Below are 19,147 nucleotides of genomic sequence, written 5' to 3'. Positions count from 1 at the left end.
CCAAAAATGAACGATGAAGAACTAAAAACAATAGCAAATAATTTATTACTAGACCCATCTGATGAAGTTATTAATATGGCCAAAAAATTATTAGATTCAATTAACCAATCGCTAACTGATCTTGATGAAATAAATCTAGTCAATATAAAACCGTTATCGCATATCAACGAATCTAAAATTTCTTTTAATGACTTAAGAGACGACGAAATATGCGATTGCACTAAAATTGACAAAGAAAAACTTCTTAAAAACGCATATAATAGCAATGAAGATCTAGTTATTATGAAAAGAGTTGTTCATGAAGAATAAAAATATTCAAAATATAATTGATAAATTATTACAAGATGATAATAATGCTATATCCTACATTTTCAAAGATGCTAAATTAAATGATAGTAGTCTTCCACTATCCAATACAATATACACAATAAAGGATAACTATGCTGACATAAATGTTGAATGTAAAGCCTCGAGCTTGTTTTTGCGCAATTTCAGACCTGGATATAAAGCTAGTGTTATTAAATTGCTCGAAGAAAATGGGTCAACATGTGTTGCTAGAACAAATCTTGATGAATTCGGTCTCGGGGGATCGGGGGAGTATTCTGCCTTTGGTTTAATAAAAAATCCTTTAAATAAAGAATATCTAGTTGGTGGATCATCGTCAGGAGCTGCTGCCACTTTTAGTAAAGATATTGACTTTGCAATTGGTTCAGATACCGGAGACTCTGTAAGAAAACCTGCTTCAAATATCGGCGAGATTGGATTTAAACCGTCATATGGAGCAATTAGTAGATATGGACTTTTTGCATTTGCTTCTTCATTGGATACTGTGGCTTATTTTACACACAACATTAAGGACCTAATAAAATTATCATCAATATTGTATAAGCAAGATCTGAAAAATGATTTAACTTCAATTGATCTTAGTTTTAAATATGATGAGATTAAAGAAGAAAAGCCAAAATCTATTGCCTATTTAGATTGTTTTGATAAACTTAATCCAGAAATTGCTAAATCATACAAAAACTTTCTTAATGTGATGGAAAAAGATGGAATTAAACTAATTAAAATTAAAGAAAATATAAAGCTTCTTAACTCAATAGATGTAGTTTACAAAATAATTGCCTTTTCGGAAGCTTCTTCAAATCTCGCCAATCTTACTGGTGTTTCCTTCGGATTAAGAGAAGAAGGCAAGGATTGGATTGATACATTCAAAAAAACCAGATCAAAATATCTGGGCAAAATGGTTCAATCACGTCTAATTCTAGGATCTTTTTTTCTCAAAGCCAATAATCAAATTAGATACTTTGTAAAAGCCAAAAAGATGCGAAGAGTCTTGGTTGAATATTTTGAAAATATTCATAACACAGCTGATGTTTTTGTTTATCCTGCCTCTAATGATGTTGCTCCCAATATTAAAAATGGGTCAAAATATAAATCATATTTAGATTTTATTTTAACTTATGCAAATCTAGTTGGGAATCCATCATTAACAATGAAACTTGGTATTGATTTAAAAAACCATTTACCATTCAATATTGCTTTTGATACAAAAAGAAATAATGACAAAAAGTTATTTAGCCAAGCATTATATTTTGAAAAAAAACTAGGAGAAATAAATGGATAAAAATTGAGAATTAGTTATTGGTATTGAAATACATATTGAACTTAATACAAAAACTAAAATGTTTTCATCACAACCTAATCTTTATACATCCAACCCTAATATTTATGTATCGCACATTGATTTAGCATATCCTGGTTCATTACCGATCGTAAATAAACAAGCCATCATTAAGGCAATAAAATTAGCAAAAGCTTTAAATATGGAAATCGACCATAATATTCATTTTGATAGAAAAAACTATTTTTATCCAGATTTAACAAAAGGCTACCAAATTACACAACAATTTAATCCAATTGGCAAAAATGGAAAAATAAAAATTAAAGTCAATAATGAATGAAAAGATATTGAGATTGAGAGAATTCACCTAGAGGAAGATACAGCTAAATCTCTTCATGAAGGCAATCAAACCTTACTAAACTACAATCGTTCAGGTGTTCCGTTAATCGAGATTGTCTCTAATCCAGTTCTTCATAGTGCTAAAGAAGCGGTTGCATATGTTGATGCAATAAGAAAAATTGTGCTAGCTCTTGACATTTCCGATGCTAAAATGAATGAAGGTAGCTTAAGAGTTGATTTAAATATTTCTGTTAGAAAAAAAGGAACTAATGACCTAAACACAAGAGTTGAAGTAAAAAATTTAAACTCAATTTCCAATATTGAAAAAGCAATAGAATATGAATATAATTGGCAAACATCATGTTATGAAAGCGGCCAAACTTTCTCGCAACAAACAAAAAGATTTGATGAATCTAAACTAAAAACTATAACAATGCGTTCAAAATCTGACTCAATTGATTATAAATATTTTCCAGACCCCAATATCCCTTGTATCGAACTAAAACCAGAATTTGTTGATAGCATTACCATTGAAGAACTACCATATGAAAGAGAAATGCGTTATCTAAAATATGGGTTAAATAATGTTCAAATTATGCAATTAATTGAAAATATGGAATATGCAAGTTTCATTGATATGCTCAACACAACAGATTTTAAAAAGAGCGTAAATATTTTCTTTGCCGAAATCGTTTCATTTCTAAATCAGAATAATTTGTTATTATCAAAGCTAAAACTAAATATTGATGTTATGTCAAAAATCATTCAATATGCAATAGATGAAAAAATACAAAAGACCAGCATAAAAACCATCCTAAGTATTCTAATTAATCAAAACGAAAACAATGATATTGATGAAATAATTAAACAAAATAACCTTTTCATTGAACACAAGGAAATTTCATTAACAGATATTATTAAAGAAATTTTAAATGAATTCCCAACTTTAAACAAAGAATTTGAAATAAATTTCAACAGAGCTTCAAAATTTATGCTTGGCCAAGTAATGAAAAAAACTGCTGGGAAAGCAAATGCAATTGAGCTAAGCCAAATAATTAAGGATCTTTATGAAAAAAAGGAATAAAAACTTACTCCAGACCGGTTGAAATAATGATAAAAACCAAGAAAAAAAACTAAATAATAATGCTAATTCTATTTCAGCAAAACAAGTAATAAAAAATAAAAATAAACAAAACTTTTTTGAAAAGGCTTTAAAGGCAATTATATATGGGATTCTCTTTGTTGCTATTCCAAATTACTTGCGAAGTTCGAAAGTAAAAGGAAAAGAAATAGTTAGATCGACATATGCTAAAATAAACTCAAATGAATTTGCCTTTGTTCCAACAGGATACGCAATGTACCTTTTTCTTTCATTTATACCGACTCTAGGTTTAGTTATAGGAATTATTGGAGCAATAAATTCTCAGTTAGAGATTGTTATCAAAGTCACAATTCTAGGCCAGCTAATTCCCGGTATTGAAAACGTTATTCCGGCATTTTCAGAAATTTGAAGTAGCCCAGGCGGAATTGCTGCATTTATTTTTCTTACCATATCTATATTGTGAATATCATCAAAGGGCTATAGCAAATTTATTTGATCATTTGATGCTCTATACGAACAAAAAACTTCATCCTCAATGTGGAGAACACGAATCAAGGGATTTATAACAAGCATAATTATCACAGTATTACTCGTAGTTTTTTTATTAGTTACATCAGCTTTTCTTAACTTTATATTAAAGAATGTATTTAGTATTAATGTTGATCACACAACAACACTTAAAATGTTACCCTGAGAATTTCAACTTATTTTTTGAATTCCAACAGTTTTATTTTTACCAATAATAACATATGTAGCATTTTTATTTTTCTTTAAATTTGCACCTAACTTTAAACTAAAATTTTCACATGTAAATCCCGGCGCACTAATAGTAACAGTGCCAACTACCCTATACATTTTAATTTTTGGATCTCTAACCTCAGTATTTGATTATAAGAAATTTGGTGTTGTCGCATCATTTATGTATATCATTTTATTACTAAGTGTTATGTCATATTTTATCTACACTGGCGTAATAGTTAATTCTAGCTTTTATAAAACTTTTATTAATTTACCCATTCTCGAAAAAAATAAGTGATTTTCAAGAAAATATTAGCAAAGCATAACCATACTTTATAAGTAGTTTCAGAATATAATAATATAATTATTATTAAAAAGATAGCGAAGGAAAAGCATGAATTCAAAGTTACCAGGCGGCTTGAGTCATTATATTAGATGGCTAAGATCACAAACAAATATTTCATTCAAAAAATGAAACCCAAAGAGAATTGCCTTTGTGGGTGTTTTAATTGCCATCTCTGTTGTTTTCTTTCTAATTTCAGTAAGAATTTTACCAATTAGCGCCCTACCATCATTTAAATTTGGTTTTATAGGCCTACCAATAAAAATTACAGGTTTTATTTTCGGACCGTTTGTCGGAATGATCACAGGAGTATTGGCAGATTTCATTTCATTTGCTCTAGTTCCTACATATTATAGTTTCTTATATACTATTGCAGTGGCTATTGCTGGATTTATTCCAGGAATAGCATCATATTACTTTTTTAACATAAATGAACTTTTCTTTTCGAGAAACTACCGAATATATAAATATAAACAAATTGTAGAATTTTTTAAAATTCAGTTTGCTGAAGCACTAGCAAAAGGGAATTCTGAAGATTTACAATATTTTTCAGAAAAAATTGCATTCTATGAAGTTAAAATCATTATTTTAGAGAACAAGCCAAGACCTACGGCAATGATGAATTTCTCATTTATTTCTACTTTAGTGCTATTATCCTTGCAAATTTTAATCATTGTAACTATATTTTCTAAACTTGACAATTCAATATTCGAACACAATCGTTTTGTTAAAAATAAAACATTTTATATTCTACTAACGACATCTGGTTTTATTGGAATGATTTTATTTGTTGTTATATATCGCCTTTTTGTGAGAAAAAAATACCAAACGTTCCTTGAAGTTATGGCTATTATTTCATTTAGTGCTCTACTAGAACTGGCAAACACCGTGTTACTCGCATGAGCCGATACTCAAACATTAAAAACTGATTTTTGAGTTAATTTTACTGGTCAAACATTAACGGGTCCTGTTAAGATTTTCTTTAATCTAGCTGTCATACTTGCAACATATAGAGTTGTTGCATCGCTAGTTAAAACAAAGGAAGGTGACAGATTCTAATGAATAAGAAAAAAATTACTGGTTTTAGAGTTCAAGAACTAAAAAAAATAAATAAGATCAAAAAAAATAATTATTACTCATTCGAATATCTTATTAATGATTTAAATTTTAAGCTTTCTAAAAGCAGTATTTTAGGCATTATTGCCGATAATATTCAATCTAAAAAAAACATTTTCAATCTCTTGATAGATAGAGATAATAAAATCAAAGATTTTCAAGGATTTATCGAATTTAAACAAGATGATGAAAATTTCTATATGATAGATTCAAACCAAAATTTCCGTGATAATCTTGCATATGGCTTTGAAAGCGATGAGCTATTTGAAACAAAATCAGAAGAAACTGTTTTTGCTTATCTGAAAAACTATATAAAAGAAAATAAAGTTACTAGCTCATTTAATAATATCTTTAAAAATAGTTGAAAAGATGTCTACCAAGATTCGAGATACCATTTTAGATTAGAATATTCTAAAACAAATTACCAACTTCAATACTCATTAGAACCATTAGTAAATGAATTAAAATTAATACTCTCAAAAAATAATGTGCAAAATCTTAATAAATTAAATCAAAATGACCAAATTTTACTAATGCAAAATCTCTCAGGCATTATTCATAATATCGCAAAAAATATACAAAATCATGAGCAATCTTTCTTTACATATATAGAGCAAACAATAAAGAACTATGTTTCTGGAAAGTCGTTAATGCAATATAATGAATATAAAGAAGCCAAAACTAATTATCTTGAAATATGTTCCAAAAAAGACATAAACTCAAATCATGGTTTTAAAAGTAAATTACTAACTAAGATAAAAAAAATAATAGACAAATTAAAAGAAAAAAAACAAGTTAAAAAGGAAAATAATAAATATTTTTCTAGATTAAGAAAAAGCTTCAGCAGTGAAATTCTTTTAAATAAATTTCATTTAAAAACAAATCTTAAAATTGATTCTTTTAATCACTATTATGGTAGATATTATATTAATAAAATAATACAGCGTTTTTTAACAAAACATTTCTTTCTAATTTCGCTTCTAAATCGCACCTCCCTACTTTCGTTTATTGATGATTTATATGATTTGAGAAAAAATATAATCAATGAAATTAGTTTATTAGGAACTTACTGAACTAGAACACAATTAAAAAAGCAAATAAAATTAATTGCTAATTCAATGATAACCAACAATTTTAGCTCATTTATCGAAAGATTTAAATCGCTAAAAAATAAAAAAAATCGCTCCCCAAGCTTATTACTTGTAGACAAAGAAGACAATAATGAGAAAACTAGTGATTATATTGATATTTCAACAATCAAGGAATACGAGTATAAGTTTGAAGAAAAACAAGCAGAATTTCATTGAAATGTTGAAAATATCGGTAAAAGTATTAGGGATGAAACAAAAAATTACAATTCGAAATTAGCAAATGTTTTTCAAAATAATATAGAAAATGCTAAAAAAATATTTAAAAATATAAAAGAATTATTAACCAACCTCCACTCATTAAATAAAATTGAATTTGAAGAAGATTTTAATCAAGAATTAACCTTTTTGAATCCTTTTTTAAGAGCATTTTTTAATCTAAAAGAATTAAACTTCTTACTTAATAATCTTTTTAATCAGTTTCTAATCTATAAAAGAATTTTTGAAACAAGCGACGCTGAAGAAGCGATGAAAAGAATTATTTTTAAATCCAATATTTATAGAATCCTTTTAAATGCAAACCTTTCGTTGGACAAACTTACTATGAAATTGTCTTATCTTTCTAAGGATGAAAAAATTGCTCTTGAGCTAAGTAAAATTTTAATCAACAATCCAAGCTTAATTGTAATCGGAAACAACATTGATAAAATTGATGCTAAAAACCAAATCGAAGTACTTAATAAAATAAATGAATACATTCTTGAAAATGAAGCCATCGGGATTTACTTATTAAGCGATATAAAAACGGCCAGTAAGTTAACAACAGATTTGCAAATAATGATAAACTCGCGAATTATTGAGAGAGGTAAAACAAACATTGTTGTAGACAACCCGATAAATCCGGTTGTTAAAAAAATGTTAGACAAAAAAGATGATTACCTATTATCTAACTATGAAGAATTTATTGATAATATTGATGAAATTGAAAATATTTTTGAATATGAAATTGAACCAGATCATTATATAAGTTGCAAGTGAAATCAATTATCTAAATGAATAAACAAAGATAACACTCAGAATAAAAAAATAAGAGATATTTTTTCATTTGATCGCTCATTAAATAAGAATGAAAAAGCTATTAAGGATAAAAGAAATTACGATGAGGAGAAAATTATTGATTTCAGTATACAAAACATTGCTACAAATTTAGGAGATAACATGGATAAGAATTTTAATCACAAACTCGTTGAACAAGGACGCCATCAAAAGTGAATAGATATGAAAACCTTTTCAACACATGATATCAAAAAACCTCCTTTTACAATAATTTTACCGCCTCCAAATGTAACTGGAAAGCTTCATATCGGGCACGCCTTAGATACATATATTCAAGATACAATTATTAGATATAAAAAAATAAAGGGATTTGATGTTATGTGAGTGGCCGGCAAAGACCATGCAGGCATCGCAACACAAGCCGTTGTTGAAAAAAGATTATCAGAGAGCGGAAGAAATAAATATCAACTAGGACGAGAAAAATTTATTAAAGAGATTTGAAAATGAAAAGATGAATATTCGCAAAACATTAATGACCAATGAGCAAAACTTGGATTAGCACTTGATTATAATAGCGAACGATTTACTCTTGATAAGGATGCGTCAGAAGCGGTTGCAAAAGTCTTTATTGATATGTATAATAAAGGATTGATTTATCGTGATACAAAAGCGATTTTGTGGGATCCAAAGCTAAAAACCGCATTATCTAATATTGAGGTAATACCCACTGAAACTAATCAAAAAATGTATTACATTAAATATCCATTTAAAAATGATAAGAATAATTACTTGCTTGTAGCTACCACCCGTGTTGAAACAATGTTTTCCGATGTTGCAATTGCCTTAAATCCAAATGATGAACGTTTTAATTCACTAAAAAATAAAACAGTAATTCATCCATTAACCAAAAAAGAAATTCCAATTATTAGTTCAGAAAATATTGATCCCAATTTTGGGACAGGGGCGATGAAAGTTTCAGCTCATGCTATTGATGACATTGAAATTATCAAAAACTATGGTCTTAGCATCAACGAGTGTATTAACGATGATGGTTTAATGAACTCATTAGCGAAGGAGTTTCAGGGTTTAGACCGTTTCGAAGCAAGAATAAAAATTGCACAATATCTTGAAACAAAAGGTTTTATTTACAAGACAGAAAATATTATTTCAAATATTGGCTATAGTGAAAGAACCAAAGAACCAATCGAAATATTAGTAAAACCACAATGATTTGTGAAAATGAATTCACTTTCAGAACAACTTCTAAAAAACCTAGATTCTATGGAAGGTGTAAAAATAATACCTAAACGATTTAAGGATAATCTAGTCAAATGAATGGAAAATGTTCATGATTGAACAATTAGCAGACAAATTTGGTGAGGTCATAGAATTCCGGTATGATACAAAGGCAACGAAATTAAAGTACAAACTGAAAAACCTGGTAATGAATGAATTCAAGATAGCGATGTTTTAGACACTTGATTTAGCTCAGCATTAGCGCCTTTTGTATTTTTGGGCTGACCACAATCATCAGAAAAATTAAAAAGATACTTTCCTACAAGTTTATTAGTAACAGGATATGACATTATCTTCTTTTGAGTATCAAGAATGTATTTTCAAAGCCTAGAATTTATGGACAAGATACCATTTAAAGAGGTTTTATTGCATGGGTTAGTAAGGGATTCACACGGACGCAAAATGTCTAAATCACTTGGCAATGGTATTGACCCAATTAAGGTTATTGGCGAATATGGATCAGATGTTTTGAGAATGTCTTTAATATTTAATTGCACACCTGGATTAGATATTAATTTTGGAGATGAAAAAATTCAAAGCGCAAGGTTATTTATCAATAAAATTTGAAACATTGGTCGCCTAATAAAAAATATTCCTATTAATATTAAAAGCGAGTTGCAATATGAAAAATTAGACAATTTCGATAAATGAATATTACTAGAATTTTTAAAAATGACATCTAAAATTGATGAAGCAATGAAAAACTATGAATTCACCGTTGTTTATAAACATATTCAAGAATTTATGATCAATAAATTTTCATCATGATATTTAGAGTTTTTAAAATTCAAAAAAAATGATTATTTTATTCATTATTTATTTAGAGAAATCTTAATAATGCTTCAACCATATATGCCTTTTGTTACAGATTATTTGTTTCAAGAAATATACAACGAGGAGCTTTGGGATAATGCACTTGCCAACTACACAATTGAAGATACATTTAATTCAAATGAAATAAACAACCTAATCGAACTAATTACCACGTTTAGAAAATATCGTGAAGAAAAACAAATATCTAAAAACATTACATTAAACTACTTTATCGAAAACTTCGATATTTCTGAAAATCAACAACTAATAATCTTTAAATTGTCAAATTTTGTTATTGGTGAAAATAATGACTTGTCTATCCAAACCTCCTTTGCCAAGGTCTTCATTAAACAAAGCAAAGAAGATAAGGAAAACGAAATTATTGAACTTAAAAAGTTAATTGAAAAAACGAAAAAAGAAATAGAATTTAATAAAACTTTTATTAATAACCCAAACTTTATGAAAAATGCTAGTGAGGATAAAATTAAAGAAAAACAAGAAAAACTAGCACTTCACCAAAGAAATTTAGAAGTATATGAAGAAGAATTAACCAAGAAAGATAACTCATAATAACATTAAAAAACGCACCTGGTTTGTGCGTTTTTTCTTACTGAAATAGGGCTTTAATTAATAATTTTTATTTTATTAAAAAATGCTCTTCTTATTGAATTAAGTTGAAACTCATCAATAATTTTTACGGCGTCAAGGGTTAGCTCAACATTCGCTATATCTAATAAATTTAATTCAATACCTTCTAATTCAAAATTAGTAACTAATTTAGCAATATGTTGATCTCTGAATGCAATAGATTTATAATCAATGAATTTTTGCGCAAGCCTAGAAGATGATAAATTTTCTAGATTTTCATAAATGTTATCGAGGGTTTGATATTGATCAAGAAGTTTTATAGCTGTCTTAGACCCGACACCCTTAACACCAAAAAAGTTATCGCTTGAATCACCGACTATGGCCTTATAATCAACTACTTGATTAGGGTTAATGCCATAAATTGATTTAAAATTTTTTGGCGTTAAAATAACAATTCCTTCTTTTGTTTTTTTAATTATTGAAGTATATTCATTAATTAATTGATTAAGATCCTGATCGGCTGAAAAAATTATCTTTTCAATCAAGGGATATTCAAAACATACCTTGGCAATTAAATCATCTGCTTCAACCCCTGTTTTTTCTATATTTACAATATTTAAAGATGTAAGTAATTTTCTTATTATAGTCATTTGATTATAAAATTCATTCGTCATTTTTGCTCGGCCTTCCTTATAATGCTCATATAAATTATGACGAAAAGTTTTTCCCGCTGCATCAAATGCTATAAAAATATGTGATGGTGAATATTCTTCAATAAGATTAAACAATGTTCTAAAAAATAATAATATTGTACTTGTTGAAACGCCTTCTGCGTTTGTTAAATAAGTATTATTCTTATTTATTGCAAAATAAGAACGATACGTTAAATAAGTACCATCAATAATTAATATTTTTTGTTTCATTATTTAATTACCTCGTAATTTCTTAAAATAATTTTATTATCTAATTTTCTTATAAATTTAATTTTTACAAGTCTGCGTTTAAGTTTGGATAGCTCAGGATCAACTCTAAACATAAAAGCAACTACTTTAAAACTTGAATCTTGAAAATCAATTCTTTGATATTGTCTACCATTTTTATCATTTCCAACTACTACATTAACACATTGAACAATCATTACATACTCATTATTAGGTCTTGTATCTATTAATCTATTGCCGTCAATCTCGTAGTTTTGTGTTGTTGAATAATTGTATATTTGGCCAAGCAATTCAATTTCATTTTTTTCAACTATTTGAGTTTCATCTTCATAAACATTTTGTGGTTCACAATTAATGATTTTATCAACAATATCAACTGTATTTTTAAATAAATTTTGTTGTACAAAAACACTAGAATTCGAAGATGAATCAATCTCTTCAAGCATTGTTTTTTGACTTAATTTAAAATTTCGCAATGCATTAGCCTTAATCAATGTCTCTAATGTCGATTTGCCAAATGTTTTAATTTTAAACAGGCTAAAATAACAATGTAAGAAATTTTTATATTGGCCATTTACTTTGCGATCATTAATAATTATCCTTATTATCTCGGGACCAATGCCTTTGATTAAACCTAATGGTAAAATTATTTTATTATCAGAAATTATTGCCTTATTTGTTGAAAGATTTATTTCTGGACTAACAATTTGAATGCCCATGGTTTTTGCTTCATTTGCATATTTTGAAATCGTCGCTTGGGCTCCGTTTGAACTTGTAATGCATGAACTATAGAACTCTAATGGAAAATTCGCCTTTAAATAAGCCATTTTAAATGTTAGCATTGAATAAGCGACGGCATGCGATTTATTAAATCCATAATCAGCGAACTTTTCAATATTACTAAAAATTTTATTAGCCACTTCTAAACTATATCCATTTTTAGTTGCTTGCCCAATAAATGAATCCTTAATATCATTCATTTCATCAGCTTTCTTTTTTGAAATAATTTTTCTAAACAAATCAGCCTCTTCGAAAGTCATATTTGCTACTTTCTGAACTATTTGCATAATTTGTTCTTGGTAAATTATAATTCCATATGTATCTTTAACAATTTCATCATATTCCAACGAGATGCTTGGTATTGGTTCTATACCTGCTTTTCTCTTTGCATAGCTTGATACATAAGCCATTGGTCCTGGCCTATTCAATGATATAATAGCACTAATATCCTCAAACGTGCTTACCTTAATTTGCTTTAAGGCCTTAATCATTATAGGACTTTCCACTTGAAAAATACCGGAAGTATTTCCTTGTGAAAGAAGATCAAATGTTTTTTGATCATTATAATCAATAATGTCTCAATTGATATCCTTTTTTGTTTTCTTTTTAACTTCATCTTCAATTTGCTTAATTGTCGATAGGGTTCTAAGGCCTAAAATATCCATCTTTATTAAACCAAAATAGTCAAGGTATTCCATGCTAAACTGCGTTTGTTGAAAATTATCAATATTTTTAAAAGTCGGCACAAGCTCCATTATTGGCCTTGATGATATTACAATTCCAGCGGCATGTGTTCCTGTTTGACGATAGAAACCAGAAATTCGAGACGTTTGGTTGATAACGTTCTTAGCAAAAGAATTATCTGTTGGCTTAATTTGCTGCAAAGCACTAATAAATGCCGTATTTTTATTTGCTTCTTCAAATAAACTTCTGTCATCAGACGAAATTAATTTTGAAACTTGATTTATTTTATCGGAAGATACATCTTTATAAGTTCTCAAAACATCTCTAATCGCAGATTTTTTACCTAGAACAGAAAAAGTTACAATATTAGCAACACATTCATACCCATATTTTTGTACAAGATAATTAATAATTTCATGTCTCTGGTCATCCTGAACATCAACATCAATATCAGGCATTGAAATTCTTTTAGGATTAAGAAATCTCTCAAAAATAAGATTGTATTTTATTGGATCAATTTCTGTAATTCCAAGAATATATGAAACCAACGAACCAGCTGCAGAACCTCTTCCAGGGCCAATTGAAATCCCTTTTTTTCTAGCCCAATTAATTCAATCTTGAATAATTAAAAAATAATCCTCAAATCTTAATTGTGAAATAATTTGAAATTCTTTTAATAGTCTATCCTTATAAGCTTGGTTTTCAAAAAGTGCCTTAATTTTAGTATTATTTTTAATTTTTTCTCATATTAAAAATTTTAGATAGCCTTTTGAATCAAGGTTTTGTTCGTTTTTAAAAAATGGCAAATTATATTTATTTTTTTGATGTTCAAAATATATTGACTCAACAAATGCATTAGTTCTATTTACTAATTTATTCATCAAGCCATCTCCATCATCAACATCAAAAAACAAAGTACCATCAAACAATATATTATTTGTCTTATTATTCATTTTATTCAGTAATTCTATAATCATAAAATCCTGAAAATCGACTGTGTTAAAATTATTTACAACCAAAATATTCTGAAAATAAGAACAAAATTCTTTATTTTTTTCAATATCTATGATTGTGAATCCTATATAATAATTCGATTTGTTTATAACATTTTTAGTTAATTTAAAGTAGCTTAAAATAGGGTTTTCTATAATAACAATATCATCTTCAAAATTAAGAATATCATTAAGATAAATTATTTCATTATTTAATAATTGATAAGATAGCTTTTTAAGGATCTCAAAACCTTTTTGATGCTTAGCAAACAAGATAAATTGGTATCATTGGTCATCAATCATTAGTTTTACATCAAGCCCGAAATTAGCCTTAATGTTATTTTCCATGCATTTTTTATTAGCTTCAGCTAAGCTAAAAAAATGATTCTTTTCTGTAAAGGCAAGATAATTTATACCACTATTAAGAGCTTGTTTTATTGCTTCATCAACAGTTATTGTACTTTCTAAAAAAGAAAACGTCGTATTAAGATGTAAGTTATTTAATTTCATAGTTTAATTATAAAATAATATTAAGTTTAATTTTAAATTAGAGACGTTGAAAGGATATAAAAAAATATTAAATAAAAATTCTATAATAATGATTTTTAAATAAAAATAATAGAATTCAACTTAAATCAAAAAGATATTTTTATAAGTAATCAAAACTAGCCATTTTTAACCCAAAAACAGTTATTTTTTTAAACATTTTCATGTAGAAAACTGAATTTTTTTTATAAATTTTTCTTAAATTTAGATGATAAAGGCTATTAACGATGTCTATAAATTACACTAAAAATACTTAGCCCAAAAAAAACTAATAAAAATGAGACAAAACATTCTCTTAGTCCCATAAAATAATTTTGCTATCAAGTAAAAATGCGTTTTAACATAAATTAATTTTATGCAAAAACAAATATATAAACAAGAGGGGGATAAAAATGGATCAAATTAAATTTTTGGTTGATAATTCAGCTGATATTTCTTCAAAAGATTTAATTAATTTAAGAACCTTCTATTCTCCTATTATTGGAAGTCTGGGTGTTGCTTTCTATCAACATTTATATGATTTATATAATATAAATAGACTAAAGAAATATGATTTAGCCAAAACTTCAGAATTTCTAGTTATGTCGATAAACCAAATAAAAGATGCTAAAAATAAATTAGAGGGTTTAGGTCTAATTAAAACCCTGCAGGACAAAGATGGCACTTTATTATTTAAATTAATAAAACCACTATGTGCCAATGGAATTGTAAAAAATTCCCTTATCGCTAATTTGTTAAAAAATAAATTAGGTGAAGTTTTATATAATAATTTAATTAAGAATAATGCATTTTATTATTATGATGAAACAGAATTTAATAATGTTTCAAAAAACTTTTTTGAGGTCTTTTCTAGTGAAAAAATTTCTTTGCAGCAGGAAGATTGCTTTGATTTTAAAATTATTAATGAACATGAATTAATTGAAGATCTCACTTCAGAAGAATATATTAGTTACCATACAAGAAAAGAACTCAGTCCATCGCAAATTTTGATGCTAAAAAAAATAAAGTCATTAAATTTTAAGGATAATGCTATTAACAATATAATAAAATATTCAATTTCTATAAATAATGCCATTATATGCAATTACATCCTAAAAATAGCCAATGACTTTGCAAGAAGAAACTTATATGATGCATATTTAATCGATAATGAATTATGTCAAGCTTCTCTAAATAGAAATAATAGCTATTCTTTATTTAGTAAAAAATATAATAATATTAATGATGATTTAAACGATGTACTAACATGAGATGACTAAAAGGAATAAATAATGGAGAAAAAGATTTTTGATTCAATATTATCACCTAATGAAAAAATAAATATTGATGAATTAAGGAATGAAGTTCTTTCAAAGGATTTTATTCAAGCAGAAATTAAAAGATTAAACCTTAATGAAAAACAAATAAAAAAGGGTATGGGTATCTTACAAAGATATCATGATTCAGTTATCAAAAATCATAAAAAGCCTGACTATAAGCTGTTTGTTGATATTTATGGTTTTTTGGCTGAAGATTATAGTAATGATAAGGAGATAATAAGAAGCCAACAACTAGAAAAATTCTGATTAACATCAATCACAGAGTTAGATCCAATATTTAAGAAATATTTTCAAAAAAATAACAATTCGTCTGATGTTGTTGCTTTAAAAAAAACAACAAAAATTTTTATCGACTCATTGCCTAAAACTATTGCTAGTGAAGATATTAGAGCTAAATTTAGAACAATGATCACCGGAAAAGGCGTTTTTGATTTTAACATTTGATTATGAGGAACCAATTTTACAATAAGCAATGATATTATTAAATATATAGCCCTAATGAATGTAATTAGCCAAGGCAAGACAGTAGCCTTTTTAAATGCTAATGAACTATATAATTTTCTATCATCAAATAAAGAAGAAAAACAATCAATATGTTATTATTTGAATAATGTTGATGTATTATTCATTGCAAATCTTAGTTTAGGTTTGAAATCCCAATGATTTTTTGACTTGTTAATTAACATATTTGAAACGCGTATACAAAAAAAATCACCAATTATTATTTCTTCAACAAAGGATCTTTTGAGTAAAAACACAAAATTACTAACTACATACTATTATTCAAAAGATAATGAAAATGATTTAGAAGAAGTTTTTAAGACAATGGTGGCTAATTTCTTTAAAAAAATTGTAATTTCATAAAAAATCGCTAAATCGCAACAAAAATGAGCCACCTAACATATATAATAGGTGGTTTTATTATGCGCGAAATAGAATTAAACTATTTTCAATTAAATAGAAAACAAAAAAATAGATGTTATAATTACATATTCCAATTTAACAAATAAGCAATTATCCTTGAAAGCAAAATGTTCAATATCAACCAAAAAAATATTAAAACAAAAATTAAAAAATGCTAAATTATGCAAAAAAGAGGTTAACTTAGCACATGGCAATCAACGAGGCGATAGAAAAAGATTTACAGTAATGATTTAATTATCAATTATCAAAAAAATATGAAAGCAAAAAATTAATTACTGGAACAAAAATAGCTCTTGTAATTAATATATGTCTTAGTGTTTGTTTTATGAGAGAATAACTAATGTAAAAATATCATATAGTCAATTAACAAGAAGACTTACGCAAAGCGGATTTCTAAGTGCTTTTGCTCATAAAAATACAATAAAAAGACAAAGAACTTTTGTAAAAAATATACCTTATAAGCCAAATATTTTGCCTAAAAAAGATTGCAAAACTAAACATAACCTCAAAAAGAAAATTAGTAAATATAGGCGAATGTGTTGAACTTGATGGATCTATTCATTTTTTGTTGATCAAACCTTATGAAGAATTGTTGCATGTAGCGATGTTTCAAGTTCAAAAGTTTTATCACTTTATTTTGATAAAAAGCGTAAATCAGTAAAAGGTTATTAAATTATTATTCAAAATATGATTAATAAATATGAGATACCAAAGATAATGATTAGTGATAATAGAATGAATTTTCATAAATAGTCTTGAATCTAGCACTATTTTGTATAATGCAGTCACAAAATTAGCTACTGAATTTATAACAACATCAGTATCTAATGAAAAACCACATATAGAAAGTTTTTAGAGAATTCACATAATAGAATTCCAATATTTTTAAAAGATAGAAATATTAAAACAAACCAAGACGCTAATAAATATAGACACGAAATTATTGCAATGCTTAATGATATAAAAACAAGAAAATCAATTACCGATTCTGAAAAAAATGAATTTAGAAAACCAAACAGTGCAACTCTTGAAGCTTATTTTGATTTGCCAATTAAAAGACAAATTTTTAATGGAATTGTAACATTTAAAAATAAAAAATATATTCCTAAAAATGAAAAAAATCAAAAAATAAAAGTCACATCAAAAAATGATGTAACTTTTATGGTCGGTGCAGATCAACAATACTATTTTCACATAAACAATAAAAGATATAAAGCTTTTGAATTAAATGAAAATGACATTCAAATGTATGAGAAAATAGCATATAGTAAAAAGCTTCCTCTTGAAATATCGGCGGCTTAAAAAATGTAAAACACCAAAAAGCTAGATATTAGCGCAATCAAATGTTATCTAAAAAAACAGAAATTTTAGAATCTTTTGTTAAAACTGGTCTTATTTCACAAAGAGAAATAGATTTAATGCGATCAATTAATGAAGATTTATAAAAAAATAAGAGGAGATATAAATAAAATTGTAATTTTATAAATTATTCTATTCCTAGTAGAACTATTTTTTTATATTTTTTATTAGAAATTATGCAAAATGTATAATTAAACAAGTTCAAAATATTGGTGGCTCATTTTTCACGCTAATTAATGGGTTTTAAAATATTTTTTTAACATTTATTAAAAAATCCTTTATAATGATTACGTACAGAAATTTGATCACAATCTGATCTTGCTTAAGAATAGTATGTACTAAAATAAGGCTTTATGCCGAATTTACCGCCACTGGCGGTTTTTATTTTTCATTTATTGATTTTTATATTATTGATAATATAAATGCATAGATCAATTTATAAAATACAGTAAAGTTAAAGAAATATGATTAATATAGTTTTATACGAGCTTGAAATTAGTCCTAAATACATTGAATATCATTAGAACATGTTATGCGGCTAATGATAAATTACACATTATTAAGCCAATCGCTTTTAATTTGCATCCCGCATTAAATAAAAGGAAGTGGAGGTAACCATTTTTTAAGTGAAATACCTCATAAAATTCACAATAGTTATGATGATTATAAAAAGAAACATGGTAATAAAAATATTTTTTATATTACAAGATACGGGCCTAAAATTATGGTGACATTAAATTAAAAGAATAGTTAAATACACATGGTGATATTTGATTTATGTTTGTAACAGAAATTTTGGAAATATAAAAAAATAGAAATCCATAATTTGACAAATTTTGAGAAAAAAAGAAAAGGTATTTATATCGATATAACTAATGAAAAAATTAAAAATAAACCAAATCGCCATAAACACGATGTTAGCCGTTTTACAGTTTTTAAAATTAAAAAATCTATAAATTTTAGTGGGACATTTAATGCCTCGCACAAAAATAAAGGAAATAAATATAGACAATAGTTTGGTGATGATCTAGTAGATTCTGAAATTGAAAAAATCAGAGATTTTAGTTCCTTTGTTTTTGATCACCTACAGATAGAACTAGAAATGTTACTATGGCAGTTTATTATAGAACAAAAGGTCAATAATGTCTTTTAAAACTCTTACAGACCCACTTTAAAAAGGGGCATGCAACAGAGCACTTACACAAAGCAACTAGAAAAGAAGCTAAAAGAAACGCAAAAAATATTTTAAATAGCACGGTTTTAGAAACAATATTTTATTATGTAATAAATAGTAGTGTTGAAAAGTCTTTTAAAACTGCTCAATTAAATTATCTCATATTCTTTAATATAAAGAATATAAAACATTGAACAGAAATTAGTAAGATTGAAGACCAATTAATAGATTACTTTAATTCTATATCTCCGAAATTAAAAAGAAATAGCGATAAAAACTGTTTTAGAAAAATAACTGAAGGCGATCCTGGTTGGTATGTTGATTA

12 protein-coding genes are annotated in these 19,147 nt (G+C 26.6%); 10 read left to right on the top strand and 2 right to left on the bottom strand.

The window, feature by feature from the left end; all coding sequences use genetic code 4:
* Positions 1-6: 6 nt before the first annotated feature.
* The 6 genes from ACWXVQ_RS02295 to ACWXVQ_RS02270 all read left to right on the top strand — a co-directional run bounded on the left by ACWXVQ_RS02295 (position 7) and on the right by ACWXVQ_RS02270 (position 10,085).
* On the top strand, positions 7-309 hold the full coding sequence (locus tag ACWXVQ_RS02295; RefSeq protein WP_438340413.1) for an Asp-tRNA(Asn)/Glu-tRNA(Gln) amidotransferase subunit GatC: 303 nt from the start codon (positions 7-9) through the stop codon (positions 307-309).
* Positions 299-1,627 carry an amidase family protein gene (locus ACWXVQ_RS02290; protein WP_455966106.1) on the top strand — a complete coding sequence of 443 codons (1,329 nt, stop codon included), beginning with the start codon at positions 299-301 and terminating at the stop codon, positions 1,625-1,627. The genes ACWXVQ_RS02295 and ACWXVQ_RS02290 overlap by 11 nt, the downstream gene beginning before the upstream one ends.
* Entirely contained in the window at positions 1,620-3,047 is a 1,428-nt protein-coding gene (gene gatB / locus ACWXVQ_RS02285) for an Asp-tRNA(Asn)/Glu-tRNA(Gln) amidotransferase subunit GatB (RefSeq protein WP_456013477.1), read from the top strand. Before ACWXVQ_RS02290 ends, gatB begins: the two co-directional genes overlap by 8 nt.
* A complete protein-coding gene (locus ACWXVQ_RS02280; RefSeq protein ID WP_438340416.1) occupies positions 3,031-4,119 on the top strand; it encodes a YhjD/YihY/BrkB family envelope integrity protein in 1,089 nt (362 codons plus the stop codon). Before gatB ends, ACWXVQ_RS02280 begins: the two co-directional genes overlap by 17 nt.
* Before the next feature lie 78 nt (positions 4,120-4,197).
* Positions 4,198-5,205 (top strand): hypothetical protein, encoded by a 1,008-nt coding sequence (locus ACWXVQ_RS02275; RefSeq protein WP_438340417.1) that lies wholly within the window; start codon positions 4,198-4,200, stop codon positions 5,203-5,205.
* Positions 5,205-10,085, top strand: coding sequence for a valine--tRNA ligase (locus ACWXVQ_RS02270; protein ID WP_456013475.1), 4,881 nt, complete (start codon positions 5,205-5,207; stop codon positions 10,083-10,085). The genes ACWXVQ_RS02275 and ACWXVQ_RS02270 overlap by 1 nt, the downstream gene beginning before the upstream one ends.
* A 53-nt stretch (positions 10,086-10,138) precedes the next feature.
* Here the strand turns inward: ACWXVQ_RS02270 and ACWXVQ_RS02265 are convergent, their stop codons facing one another.
* Together ACWXVQ_RS02265 and dnaE are read right to left on the bottom strand one after the other, a co-directional pair.
* Positions 10,139-11,026, bottom strand: coding sequence for a 5'-3' exonuclease (locus ACWXVQ_RS02265; protein ID WP_456013473.1), 888 nt, complete (start codon positions 11,024-11,026; stop codon positions 10,139-10,141).
* Positions 11,026-14,010, bottom strand: a complete 2,985-nt coding sequence (gene dnaE, locus ACWXVQ_RS02260) for a DNA polymerase III subunit alpha (RefSeq protein WP_456013471.1) — start codon at positions 14,008-14,010, stop codon at positions 11,026-11,028. The genes ACWXVQ_RS02265 and dnaE overlap by 1 nt, the downstream gene beginning before the upstream one ends.
* A 428-nt stretch (positions 14,011-14,438) precedes the next feature.
* Between dnaE and ACWXVQ_RS02255 the strand changes: the two genes are divergently transcribed.
* The 4 genes from ACWXVQ_RS02255 (at position 14,439) to ACWXVQ_RS02240 (ending at position 17,591) form a co-directional block, all read left to right on the top strand.
* Complete coding sequence (locus ACWXVQ_RS02255) at positions 14,439-15,305, top strand: hypothetical protein (protein WP_438340421.1); 867 nt, start codon at positions 14,439-14,441, stop codon at positions 15,303-15,305.
* 12 nt (positions 15,306-15,317) lie between these two features.
* A complete protein-coding gene (locus tag ACWXVQ_RS02250; RefSeq protein WP_455966096.1) occupies positions 15,318-16,229 on the top strand; it encodes a hypothetical protein in 912 nt (303 codons plus the stop codon).
* Between the two features lie 378 nt (positions 16,230-16,607).
* Positions 16,608-16,961: a hypothetical protein gene (locus ACWXVQ_RS02245; protein ID WP_455966094.1), complete on the top strand. Its 354-nt coding sequence runs from the start codon at positions 16,608-16,610 to the stop codon at positions 16,959-16,961.
* A gap of 276 nt (positions 16,962-17,237) precedes the next feature.
* Positions 17,238-17,591 (top strand): hypothetical protein, encoded by a 354-nt coding sequence (locus tag ACWXVQ_RS02240; protein WP_455966092.1) that lies wholly within the window; start codon positions 17,238-17,240, stop codon positions 17,589-17,591.
* Positions 17,592-19,147: the final 1,556 nt, after the last annotated feature.

The organism is Mycoplasma sp. 527, assembly GCF_053851595.1.
The sequence above is the reverse complement of the archived record's forward strand: the minus strand, read 5'-3'. Positions and strand labels throughout refer to the sequence as shown.